The sequence below is a fragment of the Chitinophaga sp. YR573 genome (assembly GCF_900110995.1).
Classification (GTDB): Bacteria; Bacteroidota; Bacteroidia; order Chitinophagales; family Chitinophagaceae; genus Chitinophaga.
In genome coordinates, this window is the sequence record NZ_FOJF01000001.1 from 3323752 (window position 1) to 3349722 (window position 25971).

Annotated in this window: 18 protein-coding genes and 1 pseudogene; 17 read left to right on the top strand and 2 right to left on the bottom strand. The window is 44.7% G+C overall.

What is annotated here, in order from left to right; genetic code table 11:
- Positions 1 to 8: 8 nt before the first annotated feature.
- A complete protein-coding gene (locus tag BMW86_RS13980) occupies positions 9 to 2060 on the bottom strand; it encodes a TonB-dependent receptor (RefSeq protein WP_089782359.1) in 2052 nt (683 codons plus the stop codon).
- A gap of 706 nt (positions 2061 to 2766) precedes the next feature.
- Here BMW86_RS13980 and BMW86_RS13985 point away from each other — a divergent pair.
- From BMW86_RS13985 to BMW86_RS14050, 14 genes and pseudogenes are all read left to right on the top strand, one after another.
- Positions 2767 to 3618, top strand: coding sequence for an energy transducer TonB (locus BMW86_RS13985; RefSeq protein ID WP_089782360.1), 852 nt, complete (start codon positions 2767 to 2769; stop codon positions 3616 to 3618).
- 197 nt (positions 3619 to 3815) lie between these two features.
- Positions 3816 to 6395, top strand: coding sequence for a phosphoenolpyruvate carboxylase (locus BMW86_RS13990; RefSeq protein WP_089782361.1), 2580 nt, complete (start codon positions 3816 to 3818; stop codon positions 6393 to 6395).
- A gap of 146 nt (positions 6396 to 6541) precedes the next feature.
- Positions 6542 to 6844, top strand: coding sequence for an urease subunit gamma (gene ureA / locus BMW86_RS13995; protein ID WP_089782362.1), 303 nt, complete (start codon positions 6542 to 6544; stop codon positions 6842 to 6844).
- A 10-nt stretch (positions 6845 to 6854) separates the two neighbouring features.
- A pseudogene (locus BMW86_RS14000) lies at positions 6855 to 7154 on the top strand (urease subunit beta); the annotation flags it as partial.
- 62 nt (positions 7155 to 7216) lie between these two features.
- Positions 7217 to 8953 carry an urease subunit alpha gene (gene ureC, locus BMW86_RS14005; protein WP_089782364.1) on the top strand — a complete coding sequence of 579 codons (1737 nt, stop codon included), beginning with the start codon at positions 7217 to 7219 and terminating at the stop codon, positions 8951 to 8953.
- A 3-nt stretch (positions 8954 to 8956) separates the two neighbouring features.
- Positions 8957 to 9460 (top strand): urease accessory protein UreE, encoded by a 504-nt coding sequence (ureE, locus tag BMW86_RS14010; protein WP_089782365.1) that lies wholly within the window; start codon positions 8957 to 8959, stop codon positions 9458 to 9460.
- A 5-nt stretch (positions 9461 to 9465) separates the two neighbouring features.
- Positions 9466 to 10134 carry an urease accessory protein UreF gene (locus BMW86_RS14015; RefSeq protein ID WP_089782366.1) on the top strand — a complete coding sequence of 223 codons (669 nt, stop codon included), beginning with the start codon at positions 9466 to 9468 and terminating at the stop codon, positions 10132 to 10134.
- Positions 10135 to 10136: 2 nt separating this feature from the next.
- Positions 10137 to 10775, top strand: coding sequence for an urease accessory protein UreG (gene ureG, locus BMW86_RS14020; protein WP_089782367.1), 639 nt, complete (start codon positions 10137 to 10139; stop codon positions 10773 to 10775).
- A gap of 26 nt (positions 10776 to 10801) precedes the next feature.
- Positions 10802 to 11584 (top strand): urease accessory protein UreD, encoded by a 783-nt coding sequence (locus BMW86_RS14025; protein WP_177189265.1) that lies wholly within the window; start codon positions 10802 to 10804, stop codon positions 11582 to 11584.
- 59 nt (positions 11585 to 11643) lie between these two features.
- Entirely contained in the window at positions 11644 to 12345 is a 702-nt protein-coding gene (locus tag BMW86_RS14030) for an urease accessory protein UreH domain-containing protein (protein WP_089782369.1), read from the top strand.
- 87 nt (positions 12346 to 12432) lie between these two features.
- Positions 12433 to 13845, top strand: coding sequence for an NADP-dependent phosphogluconate dehydrogenase (gene gndA / locus BMW86_RS14035; RefSeq protein WP_089782370.1), 1413 nt, complete (start codon positions 12433 to 12435; stop codon positions 13843 to 13845).
- Positions 13846 to 13872: 27 nt separating this feature from the next.
- Positions 13873 to 15378 (top strand): glucose-6-phosphate dehydrogenase, encoded by a 1506-nt coding sequence (gene zwf, locus BMW86_RS14040; RefSeq protein WP_089782371.1) that lies wholly within the window; start codon positions 13873 to 13875, stop codon positions 15376 to 15378.
- A gap of 6 nt (positions 15379 to 15384) precedes the next feature.
- A complete protein-coding gene (pgl, locus tag BMW86_RS14045; protein WP_089782372.1) occupies positions 15385 to 16110 on the top strand; it encodes a 6-phosphogluconolactonase in 726 nt (241 codons plus the stop codon).
- Positions 16111 to 16492: 382 nt separating this feature from the next.
- Positions 16493 to 17941, top strand: a complete 1449-nt coding sequence (locus tag BMW86_RS14050) for an alpha-L-fucosidase (protein WP_089782373.1) — start codon at positions 16493 to 16495, stop codon at positions 17939 to 17941.
- A 179-nt stretch (positions 17942 to 18120) separates the two neighbouring features.
- Here the strand turns inward: BMW86_RS14050 and BMW86_RS14055 are convergent, their stop codons facing one another.
- Positions 18121 to 19677, bottom strand: coding sequence for an FMN-binding glutamate synthase family protein (locus BMW86_RS14055; RefSeq protein WP_089782374.1), 1557 nt, complete (start codon positions 19675 to 19677; stop codon positions 18121 to 18123).
- Positions 19678 to 19873: 196 nt separating this feature from the next.
- Here BMW86_RS14055 and BMW86_RS14060 point away from each other — a divergent pair, with 196 nt between their 5' ends.
- The 3 genes from BMW86_RS14060 to BMW86_RS14070 all read left to right on the top strand — a co-directional run bounded on the left by BMW86_RS14060 (position 19874) and on the right by BMW86_RS14070 (position 25970).
- Entirely contained in the window at positions 19874 to 22465 is a 2592-nt protein-coding gene (locus BMW86_RS14060) for a family 20 glycosylhydrolase (RefSeq protein ID WP_089782375.1), read from the top strand.
- A gap of 382 nt (positions 22466 to 22847) precedes the next feature.
- Complete coding sequence (locus BMW86_RS14065; RefSeq protein WP_177189266.1) at positions 22848 to 23285, top strand: universal stress protein; 438 nt, start codon at positions 22848 to 22850, stop codon at positions 23283 to 23285.
- A gap of 108 nt (positions 23286 to 23393) precedes the next feature.
- Complete coding sequence (locus tag BMW86_RS14070) at positions 23394 to 25970, top strand: phosphatidylglycerol lysyltransferase domain-containing protein (RefSeq protein WP_255372919.1); 2577 nt, start codon at positions 23394 to 23396, stop codon at positions 25968 to 25970.
- Position 25971: the final 1 nt, after the last annotated feature.

Here is a 25971-nt window from a genome sequence, read left to right on the forward strand (position 1 = left end):
CCTTTCTTTTATAGTGCGAATCTTACTCCGCCGTAATAGTTTCTTGTAGGAGAAGGGTTGTAATACCTGTTACCTACAGCGTTCAGATCATTCCCTAAACTATAGAACTGATTTAATAAGTTATCCGCTCCTGCATAAACAGCTACACGTTTACACAATTCCCAGCTGACTTTACATTGTAACAGGTGATACTGTTTTGCATAAGTAGTGTTGGCATCATCCAGTGGTAGTTTATCTGTAAAGGTGTATTGTGTGAATAAGGAAACATGTGCGGGGAATTGCAGCAATAATCCTGCTGTTACGGTATGTTTAGGAACACCTGTGAGTGCATTGCCTGAATAATCCTTTCCTACGGCGTTATAATCGCTGAACAGGAAGTGACTGTAGGTGTAGCTACCCTGTAACTGGGTACCTCTTAAAAAGCCTGTCTGTGCAGGTTCCTGAATCCATGTCATGCCCTGTACTTCTACACCAGACTGTCGGGTGCCACCTGCATTTATATAATACTCATTTCCATCATCATGCAGTTTTCTTACAATAGCATCCTGTAAGTGATAGTAGAATACGGATGCATCTAACTGGTAACGGTTATGACGGTTATTGAGTCTTAAGCCAGCTTCGTAGTTCCAGCCTGTTTCTGCCTGCAGGGAAGTATTGATCACATTATCTGTAGGACGTACTTCAGCAATGGAAGGGGTGGAGTAACCACGGCTAACCGTTGCGCGCGCAGCAAACTCCGGTGTAATGAGGTAGGAGAGGGAGAACCTTGGCATCAGCTGCGGGCTGAATTTCTTTTTACCTGTGCCGCCGGCAGATTCGTCATTGAAGCTGTAGTTGAAGTAATTCAGACTGGCAGCTGCTTCGGCCAGCAGTTGTTTACTGAGGTGAAAAGTAAGGCTGGTAAAGTAGAAGTACTGGCGTGCTGTAATGTTACTGGCCGCCTGTACGGTATCCCGTTTACCTGCACGGTTGCCGTAGTTGTTAATATCAGAGCCTGTTTGCTGCCACTCGATGCCGGTGGTCCAGTCGAGGTGAATGTTTGTATTACCTATAGCCTGGTTCTGTAAGGCTATGTAGGTGCGGGCGCCAAACGTATTCTCATCACGGGCTTCGAAATTGGTGATGAACGGGTTTTCGAAGTGTGTATTACTGCCATATACGGAGATCACATGTTGCCAGTGGTCAGAGAGTTGTGATTCGTGCACCAATCCGCCCAGGGCAGTTTTATTGTGGATACCGGCCTGCTGGGTAACGGCTCCCGGAAGGGTAGCTGTAGCCGGGCGGGCAGCTTTGGGATCTGCCGCAGCCTGAGCAGCCGTCAGGCCACCCGGTGTGTGGTAGTCGAGGTCACTATAAAACGCGATCAGTTTGAGGCGGTTATGGGCATTGTACTGCCATTGCTGATCTGTTTGTACATAATATCTTTTTAAGGCGCTGTTCACCCGGTATCCATCGGAATGTTGTACTGCCTGGTAAAGGTTCATGCGGTAGTTGCCCCATTGCTGTTGCCAGGCAGCCTGTTCGTGGAAGAGGCCATAGCTGCCACCCTGGATATCGCCCTTTATGTGGTTGGTATCAGGCAGGCTGCCTGCCGGGTGGAAGATGAGTACACCGCCTGAGTTGGCTCCGAACTGACTGCCATCGGGGCCTTTGAGGACTTCTATGCCATCAAAGCTGCCGGCATCAGCCAGATTCAGGTAGGTATTGCCTCCGGCATCAGTGAGGGGAATCTCATCCATATATATTTTCACGTTGCGGATGCCAAAAGGAGAGCGTAACAGGCTGCCACGCAGGGAGAGGCGGTAGCTGCCCGGAGAGCGTTCTTCCATGCGTACACCGGGAATATTGTTTAAAGCAGGTAAGAGGGTAGTACCCTGTTGCAACTGTAATTGCTGAGGAGTGATGACAGCACTGCTGGTAGGGACCTGTAATAAAGAAAAGTGTTTGCCGGGATAGGCCTGGATAACGACTTCCCGCAGGAGATGGGTGGTATCTTTTTGTGCCTTCAGAACAGGAATCAGGAAGCTGGTAAGGCAACAGAAAAGGAGGATTTTTTTCATGATAGTGATAAGTTAACGGGCCACAGACCCTCTTCTCAAATCTAAGAATATTAAAATTATTTCACCTTCCAAATGGGATTACCGGTATATAACCAACTATTTATGGAAGGCTTATCAGAAAAAAAATAAAAAGTTTCCATCTTGAATTTGGAAATATAAAAGCATAACGTATATTTGTCTACAGAATCAGTGGACTAATACTGATGGTCACCCGGGAAGCGGTGCTGAGTGCTTTCCCTGTGTAGTGTCTCACCAGCAGTATACAGTAATCAGCAAAATGAAAATCTAAAACTGATAACATTATGCAATGGCATAAACATATTTCTACTAAGGGTGATCTGGTGATCTCTACCTGTTACAATTCCTGTAACACAGCCTGTTGTTGCTGCTGTTAAAACGTTCAAATATTTTGTTTGCTTTAATGCTGTAAATAAAAATGCCGGTCAGGTTAGCGGGGAGGGTATGTTGCAAATTTATTGGTGGTAAATTATATGTAACGTATCTCCCGCACCCCCTGGCATAACAACACTGAACAACGACATTATTATATATAAGATAGTGAATACTTCCTTTAGCAAAATAGGTGACCCAAATCCGGATTTCAATCTGGGATGGTTATTATAACTCCTTTTTAAAAGCTAAATATTTTTTTATAGTTCTTTATGGAAAATGTTTCTACACGCATCTGTATAGAAACGTTTATCCCATGAATGCAACTAACACTTATTCATCCGATTTTTTAGACATTCTCTTTGATGGAAGAAATAAAGATTATGGTGCTTATGACTTGCGGAGAAGCCAGGACAGGCGTGTTCGCAATGCTATCATCGGTACTGCATCTATTGCAATAGTCATCATTGGAGGATATGTATTGAGCAACCGTTTAGTGGCTGCGGATATGCATACACGAATTGAGGTTATACCTCCTATTAAAATTACAGAGCTACATACAGATGTAGAGAAACCACCTGTTGTAACACCACCACCTCCTGCTCGTGCAGCCTCTGCCCTGCCGGCCGTTTCATCGGTTACTTATACCCCTCCGGTTATCACACGTGAAGAAGTAAGACCTGAAGATGAAGCGCCCAGAATAGCGGATATTGGCAAAAAGAGTGTCAGTACCACTACAACAACCGGTGATGATATAAGTGGTGTGGATGCACCATTGCTTACAGGTGGTACGGGCGGCCCTGGTGGGAATGTTGTGGAAGGACCTAAAGGAGAAGACCGTTCAACTATTCACACATTTGTTGAAAAGATGCCATCCTATCCCGGGGGTGAAGCAGCTTTAGCTAAATTCCTGAATGATCATATCCACTATCCACGTATGGCGGCAGAAAATGACATTGATGGAAGAGTGTTTATCCAGTTCGTTGTAGATTATAATGGAAATATTACAAGTGTTACGCCTGTTGGCGCGCCTAAAGGGGGAGGACTGGAAGAAGAAGCTGTACGAGTAGTGAAATTAATGCCTAAATGGAATCCCGGCAGACAGAATGGACAAGCTGTGAACGTACAGTTTAGCTTACCTGTAGCATTTCATCTGAATAGAGAATAAATAAACCTGATTAATTTTTATCCATTTAACGTAGTTAATTCTCAACTGTAGATTTCAAAGGGGTGGGTTCATACATATGCCACGGCGTCAAGTCGTGGCATCCCTGTTTTAATCCGGTTCAATTCTTGTTTCTAACTATTTTATACTACTTTTATCTCCCGGTTAGCTAGAGGTCATTAAAATTACGAAAATTAGTTATGGAAGCACCGGTTAATAATACCTTGCAATTGTTCAAGAACCTGGTCGGCACCAAGTTCCAGCTTTATAACAGCCTTTTTACTGCACTGCCTTTTCATAAGGTAGAGAAGACCGGCGTATTTCTCTCATTATTCCTGATACATTGTGAAGAAGGGTATGCAAAGGAAAAAAGTCCCCAGGAAATTCTCAACTCTTTCTTCTCGCAATATACTACCACCGCTAATGAACAGCAGAAGCTGGACCTGATGTTTCGTTTTGTGCAATATGCAGAACGTCAGGTAGTGTTGTTTGATGCGCTGGAAGATGCTGCCTTCCGCAATATTCATGACATGCAGGGTACTGGTTCTCTCACGCATCTGCAATCAAAAATTGTTGTAGAACAGGCAGAAGATCTGCTGGCAGAGAAATTACAGGACTTTTCTGTAAGACTGGTACTGACGGCACACCCTACACAGTTTTATCCCGGAGAGGTGCTGGGTATTATCAATGATCTGTCGAGGGCATTGATAAATGAGAATACTTCGCAGGTAAATACTTATCTGCAACAACTGGGCAAAACACCTTTCTTCAAGAAAGAAAAGCCTACTCCATATGATGAGGCTATCAGCCTGGTATGGTTCCTTGAAAATACTTTCTATACTGCGGCAGGAAAAATTGTAGCTAAACTGAAGGCACAGTTCCCGGCAGCGATCAATAGTAACAATCCTGTGATAAGAATGGGCTTCTGGCCCGGGGGAGACCGTGATGGTAATCCTTTTGTGAATGCGGAGATTACATTGAAGGTAGCGAATGCATTAAGAGGCGCTATCATCAAGTGTTATTACCTGGATGTACGTAAACTGAAACGCCGTCTTACTTTCAGAGGTATTGAGAATGAGCTGAACCAGCTGGAATTACAGTTGTTTAGTAATCTCTTTATCCCTGGTCATAAAACAAATCTTTGCCGTCAGGATATACTGGATAGTTTATTCCGTGTACGTATTATCCTGATAGAAGAAAATAACGGGTTATTCCTGAATTTACTGGATGACCTGATCAGTCGTGTAGAATTATTCGGGTTGTTCTTTGCAACACTGGATATTCGTCAGGATAGTTCTGTACATGGGCCGTTACTGGCTGCTATTGCAGAAGCTACAGATATACTGCCATCAAATTATAAGAATCTTTCTGATGAAGAGAAGATCAGTAATCTGTTGAAGATTACTGCAAGTGTAGATGCTTCTGTGCTGAAGACTGATTTGCAGAAGGATACACTGGCTACGATTGCTGCGATACAAACAATACAGGAAGCGAATGGTGAATTTGGTTGTCACCGGTATATTATCAGTCATACGACAAGTGCGCTGGATGTAATGGAAGTATTCGGTCTGTTCTTTTTGAGTGGCTGGAAAAAAGAAGCGCTGAGCATTGATATTGTTCCTTTGTTTGAAACGATCGATGACTTGCGTCAGGCAGGTACGGTGATGCGCTCTTTGTATGACAATGCGGCTTATCGTCAGCATCTGAAACAACGTAGCAACAAGCAGACTATCATGCTGGGGTTCTCTGATGGCACCAAAGATGGTGGTTACCTGATGGCCAACTGGAGTATCTATAAAGCGAAAGAGGAGCTGTCTCGCATCTCACGCGAGTATGATATCAATGTGGTGTTCTTTGATGGTCGTGGTGGTCCTCCGGCAAGAGGTGGTGGAAAGACGCATCAGTTCTATCAGTCGATGGGACGGAATATTGCGAATAAGGAAATACAGTTAACAATACAGGGGCAAACGATCAGTTCTAACTTTGGAACAGTGGATGCTGCTCAGTTTAATATAGAGCAGCTGGTACATGCCGGTATTGCGAATGATATCTTCTCTTCCCGTGAGATTACTTTTACCGCAGAAGAGGAAGGGCTGATGCAATCGCTGGCAGATGAAGGGTATACTGCTTTTAATAAGTTAAAGCATCATCCTGATTTCCTGGATTATTTGGATCATGCCAGTCCACTGCGTTATTATGCAGAGACGAACATTGGTAGCCGTCCGTCCAAGCGTAATTCCGGTGGAAAGCTGAACCTGAATGATCTTCGTGCAGTACCTTATGTAGGGGCATGGAGCCAGATCAAGCAGAATGTACCAGGTTTCTTTGGAGTAGGTTCTGCATTGCAGGCCATTGATAAGGCGGGTAAATGGGAGTCACTGCAAGGGTTGTATAAGAGTTCACTGTTCTTCCGCACCTTACTGGATAACTGCCAGATGGCCATGAAGAAATGTTTCTTCCCGCTGACTGCTTCTTATGGCAAACATCCGAAGTTTGGAGAGGTTTGGAATATCATCTATGATGAATACAAACTGGCTACGAAATATATGCTGAAGATTATGGGAGAAACTGAGTTGATGGGCAACAGTCCGGTAGATCAGTTATCGATCCAGATGCGTGAGCGTATCGTACTGCCATTGGTGACTATACAGCAGTATGCACTGTGTTGCATCCGTGAGTTGGATAAGGATGGTGATAAAGAAGGCTTAAAGGCTACTTACGAAAAACTGGTTGTTCGTTGTTCTTTCGGTATCATCAATGCCGCCAGGAACTCTGCTTAATTAAAATATTAAGCTACAAACACGGGACTCCTAACGGAGTCCATGCGAAGAACATAATATACTTAATTTGCACCGGCGGAGTAATTCGCCGGTTTTTTTTGTAATTTAACCTGAGGAAGAAGGTACGTTAACCAAAATCTAAACTTATGCATTTAACGGCAAGGGAAACAGAGAAGCTGTTACTTTATCTGGCAGGAGAACTGGCGGAAAAACGGAGAGCAAGAGGGCTGAAGCTGAATTATCCGGAAGCTATTGCTCTTATCAGCAGTCATTTACAGGAAGGAGCCAGGGATGGTAAAACAGTGGCGCAGCTGATGCAGTATGGCGCGACTATCCTTACCCGGGAAGATGTGATGCCCGGGGTACCGGAAATGATTGAAGAAATTCAGATAGAGGCCACTTTTCCTGATGGCTCTAAACTTGTGACTGTACATCATCCTATCAGATAAACCTTATTGTATGATTCCTGGAGAATACTTTATTAAACCTGGTTCTATAGAGGCTAATGCAGGCCGGAAGACCGCGCAGGTGGTTGTGGTGAATACGGGCGACCGTCCTGTTCAGATAGGCTCTCATTGTCATTTCTTTGAGGTGAACCGTCAGCTGGCATTTGACCGCGCAGCTGCTTTTGGGATGCGGCTGAATATTATGGCGGGTACCGCGGTGCGTTTTGAACCGGGAGAGGAGAAACCGGTGGACCTTGTTGCTTTAGGCGGTTTCAGGCGTGCCTTTGGGATGAATAACCTGGTTAATGGAGAGACTACTTCTCCGGCTGCGCTGCAGGCAGCTATGCAGAAAATCACCGATCAACAATTTAAACAATGAGCTTACATATAAACAGGAGCCGCTATGCGGCAATGTACGGCCCTACTACAGGGGATAAGGTGCGTTTGGGGGATACTGATCTTATCATCGAAATTGAGCATGATCATACTGTGTATGGGGATGAAGCTAAATTTGGCGGGGGGAAGACGATCCGGGATGGTATGGCGCAGTCTTCTACTGCTGTGAGGGATGAAGGAGTGCTGGATATGGTGATTACCTCTGTGATGATCATTGACCACTGGGGGATTGTGAAAGCGGACATTGGTATTAAGGATGGGAAGATTGTGGGGATTGGTAAGGCGGGAAATCCTGATACGATGGATGGGGTTAATCTTATTATAGGAGCCAGTACAGAAGTGCATGGTGGTGCGGGGTTGATTGTTACTGCAGGAGGGATTGACACGCATATACATTTTATCTCTCCCCAACAGATTACGCATGCTTTGCATAGCGGGATTACTACAATGATAGGTGGGGGGACGGGGCCTGCTGATGGGACGAATGCTACGACGGTGACACCGGGGAAATGGTTCATCCGGAAGATGTTAGAGTCTGCGGAAGCGTTTCCGATGAATTTAGGTTTCCTTGGCAAAGGGAATTGTGCTACGGAGCCGCCGTTATGGGAGCAGATAGAAGCAGGTGCGCTGGGATTGAAGATCCATGAGGACTGGGGTTCTTCTCCCGCGGTGATAGATGCTGCGTTAAAGGCGGCGGATAAGTATGATGTGCAGGTAGCTATTCATACTGATACATTGAATGAATCCGGGTTTTTAGAAGATACAATTAAAGCGATTGATGGACGGGTGATTCATACTTATCATACGGAAGGTGCCGGGGGCGGGCATGCGCCTGATATTATCAAAGCGGCGATGTACCCGAATATTCTGCCTTCTTCTACAAATCCTACACGGCCTTATACGGTGAATACGATTGATGAGCATCTGGATATGCTGATGGTTTGTCATCATCTGGATAAAAGTGTTCCCGAGGATGTGTCGTTTGCGGATTCCCGTATCAGACCCGAGACGATTGCTGCGGAAGATATTTTGCATGATATGGGCGTGTTTAGTATGATGAGTTCTGATTCACAGGCGATGGGAAGAGTGGGAGAGGTGATTATCAGGACCTGGCAGACGGCGGATAAGATGAAGAAGCAAAGAGGTTTGCTGGCGGAGGATGTTAAACAGGATGCTTCATCTGAAGATATTGCTGCTGATAATTTCCGTGTGAAACGATATGTAGCTAAGTATACGATTAACCCTGCTATTACGCATGGAATTTCTGAGTATGTAGGTTCTATAGAACCGGGTAAGCTGGCAGACCTTGTGTTGTGGAAGCCTGCGTTGTTCGGAGCAAAGCCGGAGATGATTATTAAAGGGGGGATGATCATCTGTAGCCGTATGGGAGATCCTAATGCATCTATCCCTACACCACAACCTGTTATGTATCGGGAGATGTTTGGGGCCTTTGGTAAAGCATTGCATAATACCTGTGTGACCTTTGTTTCTCAGGCTGCTGTTGATAAAGATATTGTGAAGGAATATGGATTGCAGAAGATTGTATTGCCGGTGAAGAACTGCCGTAATATTGGTAAGAGAGACCTGATACATAATAACAGTACGCCTGATATTACAGTAAATCCTGAGACTTACGAGGTGGCTGTAGATGGGAAAGTGATTACATGTGAACCGGCGAGTGTGTTGCCTTTGGCACAACGCTACTTTTTGTTTTAATTTATGATTGTTGCAGAAGCTATACTGGGGAATGTAAATACTGTTTCACTTAATGACCGTAATACAGATGCATTGCACCTGGAATGGTTTGAAACAGGCAAACGTGTGTTGCGCAGATCTACGGCTGGTGGACGTGAAATAGCTTTACGCTTTTTACAGGAGTCTCCTTTATTACAGGAAGGTGATATTTTGTGGATGGATGAGCATATAGCCATTACTGTTACTATTCTGCCTTCTTTGGCAATAGTGATCACTCCTGCTACAATGGCGGATATGGCCGCTATCTGTTATGAGATCGGGAATAAACATCTCCCTTTATTTTTATCCGGTAACCAGGTATTAATCCCTTTTGAAGAACCTTTATTCCGTTGGCTGGAAGCCCGCGGATATGCTCCTGTTCAGGAACAGCGGGTTCTTTCTAACATGTTACGCAGTAACGTATTACCTCATAATCATAACTCCGGCAGTTCGCTGTTTAGTAAGATCATGCAGTTAACTTCTAAATAACGTGTATGCAAAACTGGTTACCACATCTGCTTCATCTTACTGACCCTACTTTACCTGTAGGAGCATATACTCATTCCAATGGGTTGGAAACATATGTGCAGCAAGGCCTGGTTACTAATGGTACGCAGGCTACTGCGTATATAAGGAATATGCTGGAACATAATCTTCCTTATAATGATGCCTTATTTGCAGTACTGGCTTACAGAGCTGCTGAAGCTAATGATATTGCACAACTGATTTTATTAGATGAAGAATGTACCGCATTGAAAGCTCCTCAGGAGCTAAGGCTGGCCAGTCAGAAGTTAGGTATGCGGCTGGTGAAATTACTCACTCCTTTAGTAGATAATAATGACTTTACTGTTGTGATGCGTAAAGGGATACATTACTGCCTGGCTTATGGGGTATATGCTTTCCTGTTAGGAATACCTTTAAAAGAAGCATTGACTGCGTATTATTATAACGCTGCTACCGGAATGGTTACTAACTGTGTGAAACTGGTGCCATTGGGGCAGCAGGAAGGACAGCAGATATTGTTTGCTTTATTACCGGGGTTATCATTATTGGCGGATAAGACATTCACTATACCAAGGCAATTAGCAGGCCGTTGCAGCTTTGCCTTTGATATAAGAAGTATGCAACACGAGCGTTTATATTCAAGATTGTATATGTCATAACTATGGAACAGAGAACATACATAAAAATAGGTGTGGCCGGACCGGTAGGTGCAGGCAAAACTGCATTAATAGAAAGGCTGTCCCGACAGATGAGCGGGCAGTATAGTTTGGCTGTTATCACCAATGATATTTATACCAAAGAAGATGCGGAGTTTTTAGTGAAGAATAGTCTGTTACCAGCTGAAAGGATTATAGGTGTGGAAACAGGTGGTTGTCCGCATACTGCAATACGGGAAGATGCCAGTATGAACCTGGAAGCGGTGGAGGAAATTGCTACACGTATTCCTGATGTACAGATCATCTTTATAGAAAGTGGGGGAGATAACCTGTCAGCTACGTTTAGCCCTGATCTGGCAGATGTGACCATCTTTGTGATTGATGTGGCGGAAGGGGATAAGATCCCCCGTAAAGGAGGGCCGGGGATTACACGGTCTGATTTACTGGTGATCAATAAAATTGATCTGGCGCCTTATGTGGGGGCCAGTCTGGAAGTGATGGAACGTGATGCGCGTAAGATGCGGCAGGGAAGACCTTTTGTATTTACCAATATGATGAGTTTAGAAGGATTGGATGCTGTGATAGGCTGGATTAAACATGATGCGTTACTGGAAGCGGTGGAAGAACCTGCTTTGTTAAAATGATCAGTGAGTTACCAACAACAAGGAGCATGGTCAGTGAACTGCAAATAACAGCGGGAGAGCGTCAGGGAATCACTTATCTGCAACATAGTTATTTTACAAGACCTTTTAAGCTGGCAGATATCAGTGGGAAAGGTAACCCTGTATTACATCTTGTAATGATGACTGCTTCTCCGGGAATATTAGACGGAGATAGTTATAAGATCTCCCTGGAGTTAGTCCCTGGTGCCAATGTTCATCTGTATACCCAATCCTATCAGCGGATATTTAATATGCAACAAGGTGCTAGTCAACAAGTGCTGGTGAGGATGGGTGATGGAAGTAGTTTATGTTATCTGCCTCATCCTTCTGTTCCTCATGAACAATCTGTGTTTGAAGGGTATAACAAAATTGAGATTGGAAAAGATTGCCGGTTAATGTGGGGAGAGATTATCACCTGTGGGCGTAAACTGAGCGGAGAGATTTTCAAGTGTCGTCTTTTTCAGAGTATTACTGAAGTGTATAGAGAGGGGAAGTTGTTGTTTAAAGATGTTACCGTGCTTCAGCCGGAACAGATACCAGCCAATGCTACCGGGCAATGGGAAGAATATACTCATCAGGCAGCTTTGCTATGGCATGATGATACAAAGGATATGATAACGATGTCTGATCTTATTAATGGTATTCTGTCAGAAGAGAAAGGGATTACTGCCGGAGTTTCTCAAACAGCATCAGGTGCTTTATTGGTGAGAATACTTGGACAGGGAGGAGAGCAACTCTACTCACTATTTAAAAAGATATCAGCGTTAGCCGGAAGTGAAAGGATGCTATAGAAAATAATTGTCTTTATAACGGAAACTATTGCCACAACTATCTGAAAATACCCGTATCAATGAACACTGAACTGCAAATGTTGTTATTTACAGCTATTACAATCAGTTGTCTGCACACGGTGACCGGGCCTGATCATTATATCCCGTTCATCGCATTAAGCAGGGCAAGGGATTGGTCTGTTGCCAGGACCATAGTATGGACGCTGTTGTGCGGGCTGGCCCATGTAGGCAGCTCTGTATTGCTGGGCGTACTGGGCATAGCCTTCGGATGGTCATTATCGAGGATTACCGGGTTGGAGAATTTAAGAGGAGGAATTGCGGGATGGGCATTACTTAGCTTTGGCCTGATATATACGGTATGGGGTATCCGTAGAGCCATTCAAAATAAGGCCCACAAACACTTTGATATATATGACGATGGCAACATTTACGTATATGAACATAAACATGGAGAGGTTGTTTATCCACAGGAGAGAAGGAAGGTAACCCCCTGGATCATGCTGATTATATTCGGATTAGGCCCCTGTGAGCCATTAATCCCCCTGCTGACGTATCCGGCGGCCCAACATTCCGTTTATGGCATGATTATGCTGGTGGTTATATTCACTCTTTTTACCCTCCTCACCATGATTATGATGGTATTATTGGGATATTATGGATTTTCTTTTCTAAAAACGGGGAAACTTGAAAAGTATGTTCATGCGCTGGGAGGCTTTACCATCTTAATTTGCGGGGCAGGGATGGTGTTTTTGGAGTGGTAATGAAACTGTCACGTCTAAAGTAGTATTTCCCATTTTCAACATCCTTCCCTAATTTTACATATTCTTAAGGCACTTACACGATAATTTATGGCACAAAGCGTATTCGATTTTGGCATGATTGGCCTGGGCGTAATGGGACGTAACCTATTGCTCAACATGGCTGACCATGGTTTTTCCGTTATTGGGTTTGATAAAGACAGTACCAAGACCGGCGCCCTCGAATCGGCGGCTACACCGGGCACTACCGTAAAAGGGGTGGCGGAACTTGCAACGATGGTCCAGTTACTGCAAAGTCCGCGAAAGCTGATGATGCTGGTACCGGCGGGGCAGCCTGTAGATGATGTGATAGAATCCCTGATCCCGCTGCTGGAGAAAGGTGATGTAGTGATAGACGGAGGTAATTCCCATTATACAGATACAGTACGCCGGGTGAAATACCTGCGCGAGAAGGGCATCCACTTCATGGGTATGGGTGTATCCGGTGGTGAAAAAGGCGCCCGTACGGGTCCTAGTATCATGCCGGGAGGAGACAAAGAGGCTTACGAGAAGGTAAGACCCATGCTGGAAGCTATTTCTGCCAAAGTGAACAACACGCCATGTGTTGCTTACCTGGGAACAGAAGGAGCAGGCCACTATGTTAAAATGGTACATAACGGTATTGAATATTCCATTATGCAGCTGATCAGCGAAGCATATGCCTTGCTGCAACATGCCGGTTTGGACAATGACCGCTTACACCAGGTATTCAAAACATGGAACGAAGGGGCACTGCAATCTTTCCTGGTAGAGATTACTGCGGACATCTTCCTGCAGAAGGACGATAAAACATCTGCACGACTGGTAGACGTGATCTCTGACAAAGCAGGATCAAAAGGTACTGGTAAATGGACTTCCCAGGATGCGATGGAATTACCGGTAGCAATACCTGTGATTGACACAGCAGTAGCTATGCGTACTATCTCTGCATATAAAGAAGAACGTGTAGAAGCAGCTAAGATCTACAACAAACCTGTAGCTTCTTTTAACACAGATACAGAGACCTGGATCAAACAGATCCATGATGCTTTGTACTTCGGTGTAATCATCAGTTATGCACAGGGACTGGCGATGCTTCATCAGGCTTCCAAAGAGCTGAAAATGGAGATCCCGTTACCGGAAGTAGTGAAGGTATGGAGAGGAGGATGTATCATCCGTTCTACCCTGCTGGAAGTATACATGAAGGCTTACTCAGCATCGCCTGATCTGCCAAACATTTTATTAAACAAAGAAGTAGCAAATTTAATAGAGAATGCACTCACTAATACCCGTACTGTTGTAGCGCAGGCTGCACAAAGTGGTATTGCTGCCGCAGGTATCATGTCTGCCCTGGGGTATTTCGACGCTTACCGTACAGAACGTATGCCTACCAACCTGGTACAGGCACAACGTGATTACTTTGGCGCACATACTTACCAGCGTACAGACGCTACCGGTAGCTTCCATACTGTATGGGGTGAGTAAGGATAGGATAATGTTAAAAAGATAGTCATGACAAATCACAAACGTCCGCCAGCTTCAGTTCTTTTTATTTTTGGTGGAAGTGGCGACCTGAATTACAGGAAACTCACACCGGCATTATATAATCTCTTCCTGGATGATTATATGCCGGAAAAATTTGAAATAGCTGGTATAGGTCGTAGTGCCTATACAATTGATGCATACCATGAGCATCTGAAAGATGGGATCACTAAATTTTCCCGTCGTAAAGGAGAAGAGAACGGTCATTGGAATGAATTCAGTAAGAACGTTACTTACCTGCAGATGGATGCGGAAGACCAGGCTGCTTACAGTGTTATTACCGACCTGGTAAAAGCGAAAGAAGCAGAATGGGGTACCCATCCTAATGTGATCTTTTATCTGGCAGTAGCGCCACAACTGGTTCCTGCCATAGCCACAAAACTGGGCAGTCTGAACCTGTGCAGCGATAAAGCCAGCACCCGCATCGTAATAGAAAAACCATTTGGCCATGACCTGCAAAGCGCTCATGACCTCAATACCCTCCTGGGCCGTATGTTCTCAGAAGAACAGATCTACCGTATAGATCACTACCTGGGTAAGGAAACTGTACAGAACATTATCGCGCTGCGTTTTGCAAATGCTATGTTCGAACCGGTGTGGAACCGCAACTTCATCGATCACATACAGATCACTGCTTCTGAAACCGTTGGGCTGGAAGGCCGTGGTGGTTATTATGAGAACTCAGGTGCCCTGAGAGATATGGTGCAGAACCATATCCTGCAGATCCTTTGTATGGTAGCGATGGAAGCTCCCGTATCATTCGATGCGAATGAGATCCGTAATAAGAAAGTAGACGTACTGAATGCGATCCGTCCTTTTTCGAGAGAAAAAGTACACGAGAACGCAGTACGCGGACAATATTCCAAAGGATGGAGACAAGGAAAGGCAGTACCCGGTTACAGGGAAGAGAAGGGAGTGGCTCCTGAATCTGCTACTGATACTTATGCTGCTGTTAAGTTCTATATAGACAACTGGCGCTGGCAGGGTGTTCCTATCTATGTACGTACAGGTAAACACATGCACCAGAAGGCTACCAACATTACGTTGCAGTTCCGTCCGGCCCCGCATAATGCTTTCCCTACAGAGTCTGCGGAAACCTGGCGTCCAAACCGCCTTACCATCAGTATACAGCCGGAAATGGATATCCGTATGCGTTTCCAGGCAAAACGTCCTGGTCAGAGCATGATGCTGGAACCTGTGGAAATGGTGTTCAACTTTGACGAACAGTTTGGTGATCAGCATGCTCCTGAGGCATATGAAACATTGCTGCTGGATGTAATGGAAGGTGATGCTACGCTTTTCATGCGTGCAGACCAGGTAGAAGCTGCCTGGAAAGTGGTGATGCCGATACTGGAAACATGGGAGAACCGTACACCAGTAGATTTTCCAAACTATGCTCCGGATTCATGGGGTCCTGAGGATGCCGATGCTATGATCGCAAGAGATGGTCACAGCTGGATAAATCTGCCGAAATAAAGACTTATGGAATTACACATAGCTCAGAATACACAGGAACTCAGCGAAAACCTGGCCGCCTGGATCAGTAATTATATCCAGGAAGTATTACAAGACCAGCCCATCTTTACACTGGCGCTTTCCGGCGGGAATACGCCAAAACAATTGCATACGCTGCTGGCAAAGGAGCCTTATAAGATCATGATACCCTGGAACAGAATCCATTTCTTCTGGGGAGATGAAAGGGCCGTACCTTTTGAAGACGAGCGTAACAATGCGAAGATGGCGTATGATACCCTGCTGAACATTGTAGGCGTACCTGAAGAGAACATTCATGTAATGCGTACTGATATTCCTCCGGAAGAATCAGCTGCTGAATATGAAAAGATGCTGCACACTTATTTTAAAGAAGGCGAAACCACTTTTGACCTTGTGCTGTTAGGCATGGGTGATGATGGTCATACTCTGTCTCTGTTTCCCGGTATGCCCGTGGTACACGAACAGGATGCCTGGGTGAAAGCATTCTTCCTGCCTGCGCAGGATATGTATCGCATTACACTCACTGCTCCTGTAGTGAATAATGCGGCATGTGTAATATTTATGGCTACCGGTACAGGTAAGTCGCTCACATTAAAGAGTGTTATTGAAGGCACTTTTAATCCGGATAAGTACCCTTCCCAGCTGATAAGGCCAGAGGATGGAGAGCTTCACTGGTTTGTGGATGAAGCTGCTGCCGGCGCACTGGAAATGTAGGAGTATTCAAAAAATATAAAGAAAGGGTGTATCAGTAATCTGATACGCCCTTTTTCTTTTTGGTAGTGACCCGGTTCTCATATTATGAGAGAGTAGATTGCCAGATGTTGTTGATCATAAATACACTGCATCTGACTGTTTAGTTCTCTGATTTAGCTTAGGAATATGGGTTCAGGATTTGTTTTTCAATTTAACTTCACCTAATATTCACGTCAGATAAGGTGTATTTATTGATCAACAACACCTGGCGCAAAGATTATGTAATCAAACTGAGTCACTACTCTTTTTTGTGATGTCTTGTCAAGATACTATTGGTCACTGCACAGATGGTATTTGGAAGTTGCCCCTTCGGGGTTTATTTTTAGATAACTTAAATTCCTGTATGAAAAAGATCTTCCTTTTTATGGCCATGTTATTGGGCTTTTCACCCCTTTTTGCACAGAAATATACTGCTGACTGGGCTTCGCTGAATAAGCGGGGTATCCCGGCATGGTTTAATGAATCCAAGTTTGGGATCTTTATTCATTGGGGGGTATATGCAGTGCCTTCTTATGCAGTGGTAGGTCCGGGAGGGTATTCTGAATGGTACTGGTGGCAGTTGAATGGGGCTACGGATGGCACACATCAGCAGGTGACTGCTTTTCATGATAAGAACTATGGAAGGGATTTTCCTTATGAGAAATTTGAACAGCAGTTTACGGCTTCGTTATTTGATCCTGCCCAGTGGGCGGATGTGTTTAAGCGTTCCGGGGCTAAGTATGTTGTACTGACTTCCAAACATCATGAGGGGTATTGTCTATGGGACAGTAAACAGGCGAATGAGTCCTGGGGGCATCCCTGGAATGCAGTGAGTGGTACGCCTAAACGTGATTTACTGGGGGATCTGACGACAGAAGTGCGGAAGGCCGGTTTAAAGATGGGATATTATTATTCCCTGTACGAATGGTTTAACCCGGTATGGAAGAAAGATAAACAGCAATATATTAAGGAAGTGATGACGCCTGAGTTTAAAGACCTGGTAACCCGTTATAAGCCTTCTGTGATTTTCTCTGACGGGGAATGGGACTTGTCTGATACTGCCTGGCATAGTACAGAGCTGCTGTCCTGGTTATATAATGAATCTCCTGTAAAGGATGAAGTGGTAGTAGATGATCGCTGGGGTAAGGATACACGGGGGAAGAATAACGGCGCGACTTACTTTACTTCTGAATATGGGAGTGGGATGCAACCGGGTGTAGTATGGGAAGAGAACCAGGGTATTGGTAGTTCTTACGGATATAACCGTATGGAGAATGTGAATGATTACAAAAAGAGCAGTGATCTGGTTTTATTACTGGTGGATATAGTGGCCCGTGGAGGTAATTTGTTACTGGATATCGGCCCCACTTCAGATGGACGGATTCCGGTGATTATGCAACAGCGGCTGATTGATATAGGGGCATGGCTGGAGACTAACGGAGAAGCTATTTTTGATACAAAACCCTGGAAGGAAACACGTCAGTGGAGTGCAGGGAAACGTCCGGAAGTAAAGGAAGCCAATTTTATGGCGGATTATAATATCTCTAAGATGGTGTTACCTTCTAAGGACTATGCACATATTGAGATGTTCTTTACACAGAAACCGGGGGTGCTTTATTGTATCGCAACAGCTTTTCAGCAGCAACTGAGGATTAAGAACTATACACCGGCTAAAAAAGCGGTAGTTAGTATTCTGGGGTGTAACAAAGTCATTGGTTATCAGCAACAAGGACACGATTTGGTGATAAATCTGGCCGGGTTAAAGCCGGGGGATATTCCGGGAAATATGTTTGTTGTGAAAATTAAAGAGTAGGCAAAGTGCGCGGTTAATAGGGCGGAGAGTGGGAGGAGACAGGAAGGAGAGATACATTAGCCATGCTTTAGATAGGTTCAGAACAGGAATAAAACAGGATCATCCTCCGTTTATCCTCCGTCTTTTAACGGAGGATAAACGGAGGATGATCCTGTTTTATTCCTATCTTATTCCTCTTATTACCATTTGTCGCTACTTACCATTTCTATGATTTCACCTTTCAATAAGGAGCCGGTAGGTGTGTTGGGGTATATTTCTTCGAAGCTGCGAACCTGGTTCATAAATACCCTGCGGGAAATATGCCCCCTGGTAATTTCGTGAGGGTCTCCCAGTCCGGCAGCAGCTGTTAATTCAATGGCGCTTTCTATGGTATCGCGGTGGTAGTTAGCCACGCGGTGTTTTTTATCTTCTACTACCAGCCCGGCCATTAACCATTTATCCTGGGTAGCTACGCCTGTAGGGCAGCGGTTGGTATTACATACCAGAGCCTGTATGCAACCCAGGGCCATCATCATGGCTCTTGCACTGTTGCAGGTATCTGCGCCTAAGGCCATGGCCCTTAGAATATGGTAGCCGGTAAGGACTTTACCGGATGCGATCAGTTTTATTTTGGTACGGATGCTGTAGCCTCTGAGGGTATCATGTACAAAGGCCAGGGCATCCATGAGGGGCATACCCACGGAATTAGAGAATTCAGGAGGTGCCGCGCCAGTGCCGCCTTCTCCACCATCAACAGTGATGAAGTCCGGATAACAGCCGGTTTCCAGCATCGCTTTACAGATGGCGTGGAACTCCTGTTTCTGGCCTATACATAACTTGAAGCCTACCGGCTTCCCGCCGCTTAACTTCCGCATATGGCTGATGAAGGTGACCATTTCACGGGGAGAGCTGAAAGCGGTATGATAAGGAGGAGAAGCAACTGTAGTATTGGGTTTTACGTGCCTAATAGCCGCAATTTCGGGTGTATTCTTAGAAGCAGGTAAAATACCACCATGACCCGGTTTAGCTCCCTGGGAGATCTTTAATTCGATCATTTTTATCTGGGGGATGGCACTTTTCTCTGCGAAGAGTTTTTCGTCGAAGTTGCCTTCGTCGTTACGGCAGCCGAAGTAACCGGTACCTATCTGCCATATGATATCTCCACCCTGGTTCAGGTGATGTTCACTGATCCCCCCTTCTCCTGTATTATGAGCGAAGTTACCCAGCTTTGCCCCGCCGTTCAGCGCTTCTACTGCGTTGGAACTCAATGAGCCATAACTCATAGCGGATACGTTGAGGATACTGGCAGAGTAGGGTTGGGTACATTCATCTCCCCCGAAAAGTACCCGGGGATCTTTATTCATTTTATCGAATGAACGGGGTTGTATGGAATGGGCCATCCATTCGTATCCTTCTGCGTATACATTGAACTGGGTACCAAAGGGCTGGGAATTGAGTTCTCTTTTTGCCCGCTGGTAAATGGTGGAGCGGTCTACCCGGTTTATAGGGCTGCCGTCGATATCACTTTCAACGAAGTACTGGTAAATTTTAGGACGGATATCTTCCATGAAATAACGCAAACGGCCCACGATAGGGTAGTTGCGCATAATAGCATGTTTTTTCTGTGTAATGTCTATTAATCCCATGATAATGAGTGGTACTATGAGAGCCAACAACCACCATGTCCATGGGAAGAAATAACCAAGTGCCGCAATAACTGCCACACTGCCAAGCGAGAAAGCAATAAATCCTTTCATATATTAAGTCCCTTTTATTTAATAAATAAAGATAGGGAAAATCAAAAGGTGAACATTTTATGTTACATCAGTTCCTTCTCTTTTAACACATTGTTGATTCTCACTGTACCAGTTTTTAAGGAAGAAAAACTTACCCAATAGCTGTTTGATTTGCAACAGTATAACATTATCTTACGGCAGTTAATATAGTTCACTTATGAATTTTCGCCGTTTAACTCTCGTATGCAGCCTGCTGGTGGTGATTGTCGCACCAGGCTTTGCACAAGCCACGTTTGAAACTTCCCGGTTGAAGGTATCCTGGGAAGTAGTTGAAAATCACTACAAGGGGAAAGATCAGTTCCTCTCTGTATTTAAGATTGTAAATACTGGTAAGACGGCTTTACCCGCACAGGGCTGGCAGTTGTATTTCAACTTTGTACGGTTTATTACACCTGGTGTTACTGCCGGGAATGTGAGTGCATCACACATAAACGGTGATCTGTATAAGTTAACACCTACTGCAGCCAGTAAAGGTATTGCACCTGGTGATTCTCTTCGTATAGAGCTGGTAGCAGATGCCTGGGCGGTGAATTTTACAGATGCTCCGGATGGTTTGTATCTTGTATGGGATAATGATCCAGCCAAAGGATATCCGCTCAAAAATTACAGTATCCTTCCTTCTACACAGCCTAAACAGTATCTGCGTTTTCCGGGTGATAAATCCCCTTTGCTGACGGCTGCTGATATCTACAAACAGAATAAGAATATTCCTGATATAGCCGCTTCTAAATTACCGTTGGTATTTCCTACTGCGCAGGAAGAAGTAGCAGGTACCGGTGCTTATATACTGGACATTAATACACATATTAATGCGGCTCCTGCTTTTAGTAATGAAGCCGCTTACCTGTCATCAGAACTGGGAAATATACTGGGTAAGAAACCTGCCATCGTGGGTGGTACCGGTATTGACTTACAGCGTGATAGTAGTTTTGCTGCTGAGGCATATAGTTTAGATGTAACTGCTGCTGGTGTTGTTATTAAAGCTGCGGATGGTGCAGGGATTTTTAATGGTATACAATCGCTGAAAATGGTTATGCCGCCTGCTACCTGGGCTGGTGTACAGAAGTCTGTGACTATTCCGGCTGTGAGTGTGAAAGACGGACCGCGTTATGGGTACCGTGCTTTTATGCTGGATGTAGCGCGTAATTTTCATAGTAAGAACGATATACTGCGATTACTGGAAGTGATGTCATTGTATAAACTGAATGTGCTGCATTTTCACCTGACGGATGATGAAGGCTGGAGGCTGGAAATTCCTTCCCTGCCTGAGTTGACAGCTGTAGGCGGACATCGCGCACATGGGGTAGATGAGACAGCTGCATTGCAGCCTGCATATGGTTCAGGACCTGATTTAGTGGATAGTGCAGGTAATGGTTTTTACTCCCGCAAAGATTTTATAGAGATATTACAGTATGCAACTATAAGGCATATACGTGTTATTCCTGAGATAGAAACACCGGGGCATGCTCGTGCCGCTATCAAATCTATGGACGCGCGTTATGCAAGATTAATGAAGGAAGGGAAACGTGAAGAAGCAGAAACATATCTGTTAAGAGATCTGGAAGATAAATCAGAATATCATTCTGTGCAGAACTGGAATGATAACGTGATTAACGTTGCTTCGCCTGCTGTGTACCGTTTTCTGGATAAGGTAGTGGAAGAGGTACAGGCTATGTATAAAGATGCCGGTGCTCCTCTGGAATATGTGCATATGGGAGGAGATGAAGTGCCTGGTGGTGTATGGGAGAAATCTCCGGTGGTGAAGACCTTGATGGCGAAGGATAGCAGAATTAAGAATACAAATGATCTGTGGTATTACTATTATGGAAAGGTGTATTCCCTGTTGAATGCAAGAGGATTGAAGTTGTATGGCTGGGAAGAGATGGGCATGCGTAAAACAATACTGGATGGTCAGCCGCATAATATTCCAAATCCTGATTTCAGTAATGGTGGTTTTATGCTGGATGTATGGAATAATACAATGGGTGGTGGTGCAGAAGATCTGGCTTACAGACTGGCGAACGCTAATTATAAAGTGGTATTCTCTGGGGTGAGCAACCTGTATTTTGATATGGCTTATCAGAAGGTGTTTGATGAACCAGGTTTTTACTGGGGTGGATTTGTGGATATCGATAAACCGTTCTATCTGATTCCTGAAGATTATTATAAAAATTCTAAAGTGGATGCACTGGATAATCCGCTGAGACCTGATCTTTTTGTAGGGAAGGACCGTTTAACTTCTTATGGTGCGGATAACATTATAGGGATACAGGGGTTGTTGTGGAGTGAAACCGTGAAGAATTCCGGAAGAATGGAATACATGCTGCTGCCTAAGTTACTGGCGTTGGCTGAACGTGCCTGGGCTAAGAATCCTGCGTGGGCTACTGAAAAGGATAATGCAAAGAGTGAAGAGATGTATCAGAAAGCATGGGGTGCATTTGCGAATGTATTGGGTAAACGTGAAATGGTAAGACTGGATCATTATAATGGAGGGTATAATTACCGTATTCCTACTGCGGGTGCAGCGATTATAAATGGTGCTGTTGTAGCTAATTTACAAGTACCTGGTCTGGTGATCCGTTATACTACCAACGGGAAAGAACCGGATGTTAAAAGCAAGGTGTATACAGGTCCTGTTAAAGAAAAAGGAATCATCACTTTTAAAGTGTTTGATACAAGAGGACGTAGCAGCAGAGTAACTTCTGTAGTGAATAAATCAGCTGATATGAAGGCCGGGGCTTTACAATAAAAAGAGATTTTATAACATAGCTCCGTTAGGAGCGACGTGTTTGTAGCAAATATTGATATCCTCTTTAATTGACTCCGTAGGAGTCCCCTATTATTCGCGAATTAGGGGACTCCTACGGAGTCTGTGTTTTGTTGGATAAGTTGTTTGCTACAAACACGGGGCTCCTGACGGAGCCAAGTTTGTTAGATCAGATTTTGCACTAAACATGTCGCTCCTAACGGAGCTATAAATAGAAACTTTACAGCCGTTAATAGTTTATCAGGGTCTTTTAATATTTTATGCAATAAATACACTTACTTATAGTAAATTTGCTTAATAAATGGGCATGAGCCTATTCCCGCCTGAACCTACTACACATCTCTGCTCTTAAAAAACGATGCATATGTCAAAGATTATGATAGCTGTAGATTTTAGCAGCTATTCCGCCAGCGTTATCGCTGCCGGTATGGAACTGGCCAGGAGTACAAAATCCTCAGTAGTATTACTTTCTATTCTGGATAAAGCGGCCGAACTGATTCCGTCTATAGAAGGCGGTGAATCTTCCGATGAATGGACAAGAAGGGTACAGGACATCGCCACGCGCCTGAATGTTTTTGCAGCAAATTATTCTGATGTAGCCGTAAGCGTTAGTGCCATCATTGGAAACCCGAAAGCGGATATCCTTGAACAGGCAGCAGAACAGGAAATACATACACTTGTACTGGGAACACATGGACGTACCGGGCTAGACCATTTGCTGGTTGGCAGTACTGCGGAATTTGTGATCCGTCATTCTACAATACCTGTACTGGTAGTGCCGTATAAACAAACAAAGCATTAAAATTAAATTAAACTAGAGGTTCTCACCCTTTTTCACCACAACTTACTTGTAGATTTGTGTATAAGTGTGAGAAACGCTTAACGACAAAATCGACCTGTAATGCCCTTGATGAATAAGTTGAAATTAGGACCATTGTTGCGTAAGCTGCATTGGAAAGAGTTACTGGCTGTACTGTTCATACTGTTAGCCATTTACTTTTTCCGGCAGCAACGGCATGAGCTGATGTCATTGATGCCAGCCATTGAACGCGCTAACCGTTTTTGGGTAATCACCGGTGTATTACTTACCGGAGGATATATCCTTTTGCAGGCATTAATGTATGCCTATAGTTTTAAATCGGTAGGTAGTAAACTGGATGTGGAGCGATGCACTGAGTTATTTCTGAAAAGAAACCTGCTGAGTATTTTTCTTCCCGCAGGAGGAGTGAGTTCCCTGGCCTACTTACCTCAGAGCCTTAAGCGCAGTTACATCAGCAAACAACAGATTCACCAGGCATCCGGTATTTACGGATTTACGGGGATCTTCTCCGTATTCCTGGTAGGGATACCGGTAGTTGGATTTGCGATACTGCATGATGAATCTATGCTGGATGCTGTAGGCGGACTGGTAGGTATCTGCCTGGTACTGGGGCTGACAGTATGGGTTGTACGTTCTTTCCAGACGAAAGGATCTGCTTATCGCCTGCTTGAAAAATATTTTCCCAAGGCCATTATACATGTAGATGAGATCTTTGCATTCAACCTGCATCGCCCTTCCTTTGCAAAAACAGTACTGGCATCTGCCGGTATTGAAATAGTAGGTATTGCGCATCTGTATATCAGTATGCTGGCCACAGGGGCAACGCCTTCGCTTGAAGCTGCCTGTGTGGGATACATTGTAGCCACCATCTTCCTGATCGTGTCTCCTTTTCTCCGTGGATTAGGCGCGATAGAATTGTCTCTTGCTTACTTACTGACTAATTACGGATATACTTCTCTGCAGGCGCTGGAAATCACCCTGCTCTACCGCCTGTTTGAATTCTGGTTACCCCTGATGGGTGGTATACTGGCTTTTATCTTAAAAGGCAGGCATCTGGTGTTGAGGTTATTACCACCGGTATTGATTTTTCTGTTGGGCATGGTCAATATCTTTTCTGTATTAACACCACCACTGACCAACCGTATTAAAATGCTCAGGGCTTATATTCCGGGGGAGAGTATCCACGCGTCCAACCTGTTGGTAGTATTCCTGGGGTTGGTATTGTTGGTGACGGCCACTTTCCTGTTCCGGGGCTTACGCAGCGCCTGGACAGTGGCATTGTCCGTGTCTGTATTGTCTGCCATCGGGCATATCAGTAAGGCGTTGGACTATGAAGAAGCTACGCTGGCCTTGCTGACCAGTCTTATTTTGATTATAACAGCACGTCAGTACCGGGTAAGGAGTAACCGGCAACTGGTGAATATAGGGGTGGTTACGGCAGTGGCTACATTGCTGGTGGTGTTGATATTCGGGACGATAGGGTTCTATTTCCTGAATGTGCGGCACTTTGGAATGGACTTTACACTGCTTCGTTCCCTGCGGGCCTCTTTTCATGGGTTCCTGTTACTGGAAGATGACGGGTTGCATCCGGTAACACGTTTCGGTCGTGAATTTTTAAGTGCGATCCGGGTACTGGGCGTAGGTGCCTGGGCGTTTTTGTTCTATACTATCATCCGGCCATATCTGCCGGTAGGCAAGCAAACCAATGCTGCTCTTGAAAAAGCACAATTTTACCTGAGCCAGTATGGAAATTCTGCGATGGATTATTTTAAGATAGCGGATGATAAGTTGTTGTTCGTCTCTGAGGATAACCAGGGATTCATCGCTTACAGGGTAGCCAGCAGCTTTGCCATTGTGCTGGAAGAACCTGTTTGTGCAGAAGATGCCAAATTGCCCCTTTTGCAGGAATTTGAGGCTCAATGCCGCAAAATGGGGCTTCGTCCTGCTTTTTATCGTGTAGATGAACAAAGTATGTATTATTTTGAGCATCTGCGGAAAAAGAAACTGCTGATAGGACAGGAGGGGATTATGGACGTTACAACCTTCTCCCTCAGTGGAAAGGATAAGAAGTCTATGCGGAACGGATTGAATAGTCTTGCCGCCAAGGGATATATTACTACCATGAACCGTGCACCGTTGTCGTTAGAATTGGTACAGGAATTGAAAGAGGTATCTGATGAATGGCTGGAACAATACGATGTGAAGGAGCTGACTTTCTCCCAGGGATTGTTTGATGTGGATGCAATTCTGGAACAGGATGTAATTACAGTGACCAATGCGGAAGGGCAGATTGCCGCTTTCCTGAATATCATTCCGGATTATGCCCCTGGTGAATGTACATACGACCTGATACGTAAACGGACGGATGCTCCGGGAGGGTGTATGGATGCGCTGATCATTGCATTGATACAGGATGCAAAAGAGAAAGGCCTGCAATACCTGAATTTAGGGCTGGTACCAATGTCTGGTATAGAGCAGCCTCAGAATACGGCGGAGCAGGTAGTGAAGTTTGCTTATGAGAAGATCAAGGCTTTCCGTCATTATCATGGATTGCGTGAATTTAAAGAGAAATATGCTACCGAGTGGGCAAATAAATACCTCGTATACGAACATGACTTTGACCTTATACAGTTGCCTGCAGCGCTTAGTAAGGTGATGAAAACATAAT

Bases quoted from the DNA above. Each gene is read 5' to 3' on its own strand.
- BMW86_RS13980 (WP_089782359.1), bottom strand. From the start codon at position 2,060: ATGAAAAAAATCCTCCTTTTCTGTTGCCTTACCAGCTTCCTGATTCCT.
- ureC (WP_089782364.1), top strand. From the start codon at position 7,217: ATGAGCTTACATATAAACAGGAGCCGCTATGCGGCAATGTACGGCCCT.
- zwf (WP_089782371.1), top strand. From the start codon at position 13,873: ATGACAAATCACAAACGTCCGCCAGCTTCAGTTCTTTTTATTTTTGGT.
- BMW86_RS14060 (WP_089782375.1), top strand. From the start codon at position 19,874: ATGAATTTTCGCCGTTTAACTCTCGTATGCAGCCTGCTGGTGGTGATT.
- BMW86_RS14015 (WP_089782366.1), top strand. From the start codon at position 9,466: ATGCAAAACTGGTTACCACATCTGCTTCATCTTACTGACCCTACTTTA.
- BMW86_RS14025 (WP_177189265.1), top strand. From the start codon at position 10,802: ATGGTCAGTGAACTGCAAATAACAGCGGGAGAGCGTCAGGGAATCACT.
- BMW86_RS14050 (WP_089782373.1), top strand. From the start codon at position 16,493: ATGAAAAAGATCTTCCTTTTTATGGCCATGTTATTGGGCTTTTCACCC.
- pgl (WP_089782372.1), top strand. From the start codon at position 15,385: ATGGAATTACACATAGCTCAGAATACACAGGAACTCAGCGAAAACCTG.
- ureE (WP_089782365.1), top strand. From the start codon at position 8,957: ATGATTGTTGCAGAAGCTATACTGGGGAATGTAAATACTGTTTCACTT.
- ureA (WP_089782362.1), top strand. From the start codon at position 6,542: ATGCATTTAACGGCAAGGGAAACAGAGAAGCTGTTACTTTATCTGGCA.
- BMW86_RS13985 (WP_089782360.1), top strand. From the start codon at position 2,767: ATGAATGCAACTAACACTTATTCATCCGATTTTTTAGACATTCTCTTT.
- BMW86_RS14070 (WP_255372919.1), top strand. From the start codon at position 23,394: ATGAATAAGTTGAAATTAGGACCATTGTTGCGTAAGCTGCATTGGAAA.
- ureG (WP_089782367.1), top strand. From the start codon at position 10,137: ATGGAACAGAGAACATACATAAAAATAGGTGTGGCCGGACCGGTAGGT.
- BMW86_RS14055 (WP_089782374.1), bottom strand. From the start codon at position 19,677: ATGAAAGGATTTATTGCTTTCTCGCTTGGCAGTGTGGCAGTTATTGCG.
- gndA (WP_089782370.1), top strand. From the start codon at position 12,433: ATGGCACAAAGCGTATTCGATTTTGGCATGATTGGCCTGGGCGTAATG.
- BMW86_RS14030 (WP_089782369.1), top strand. From the start codon at position 11,644: ATGAACACTGAACTGCAAATGTTGTTATTTACAGCTATTACAATCAGT.
- BMW86_RS13990 (WP_089782361.1), top strand. From the start codon at position 3,816: ATGGAAGCACCGGTTAATAATACCTTGCAATTGTTCAAGAACCTGGTC.
- BMW86_RS14065 (WP_177189266.1), top strand. From the start codon at position 22,848: ATGTCAAAGATTATGATAGCTGTAGATTTTAGCAGCTATTCCGCCAGC.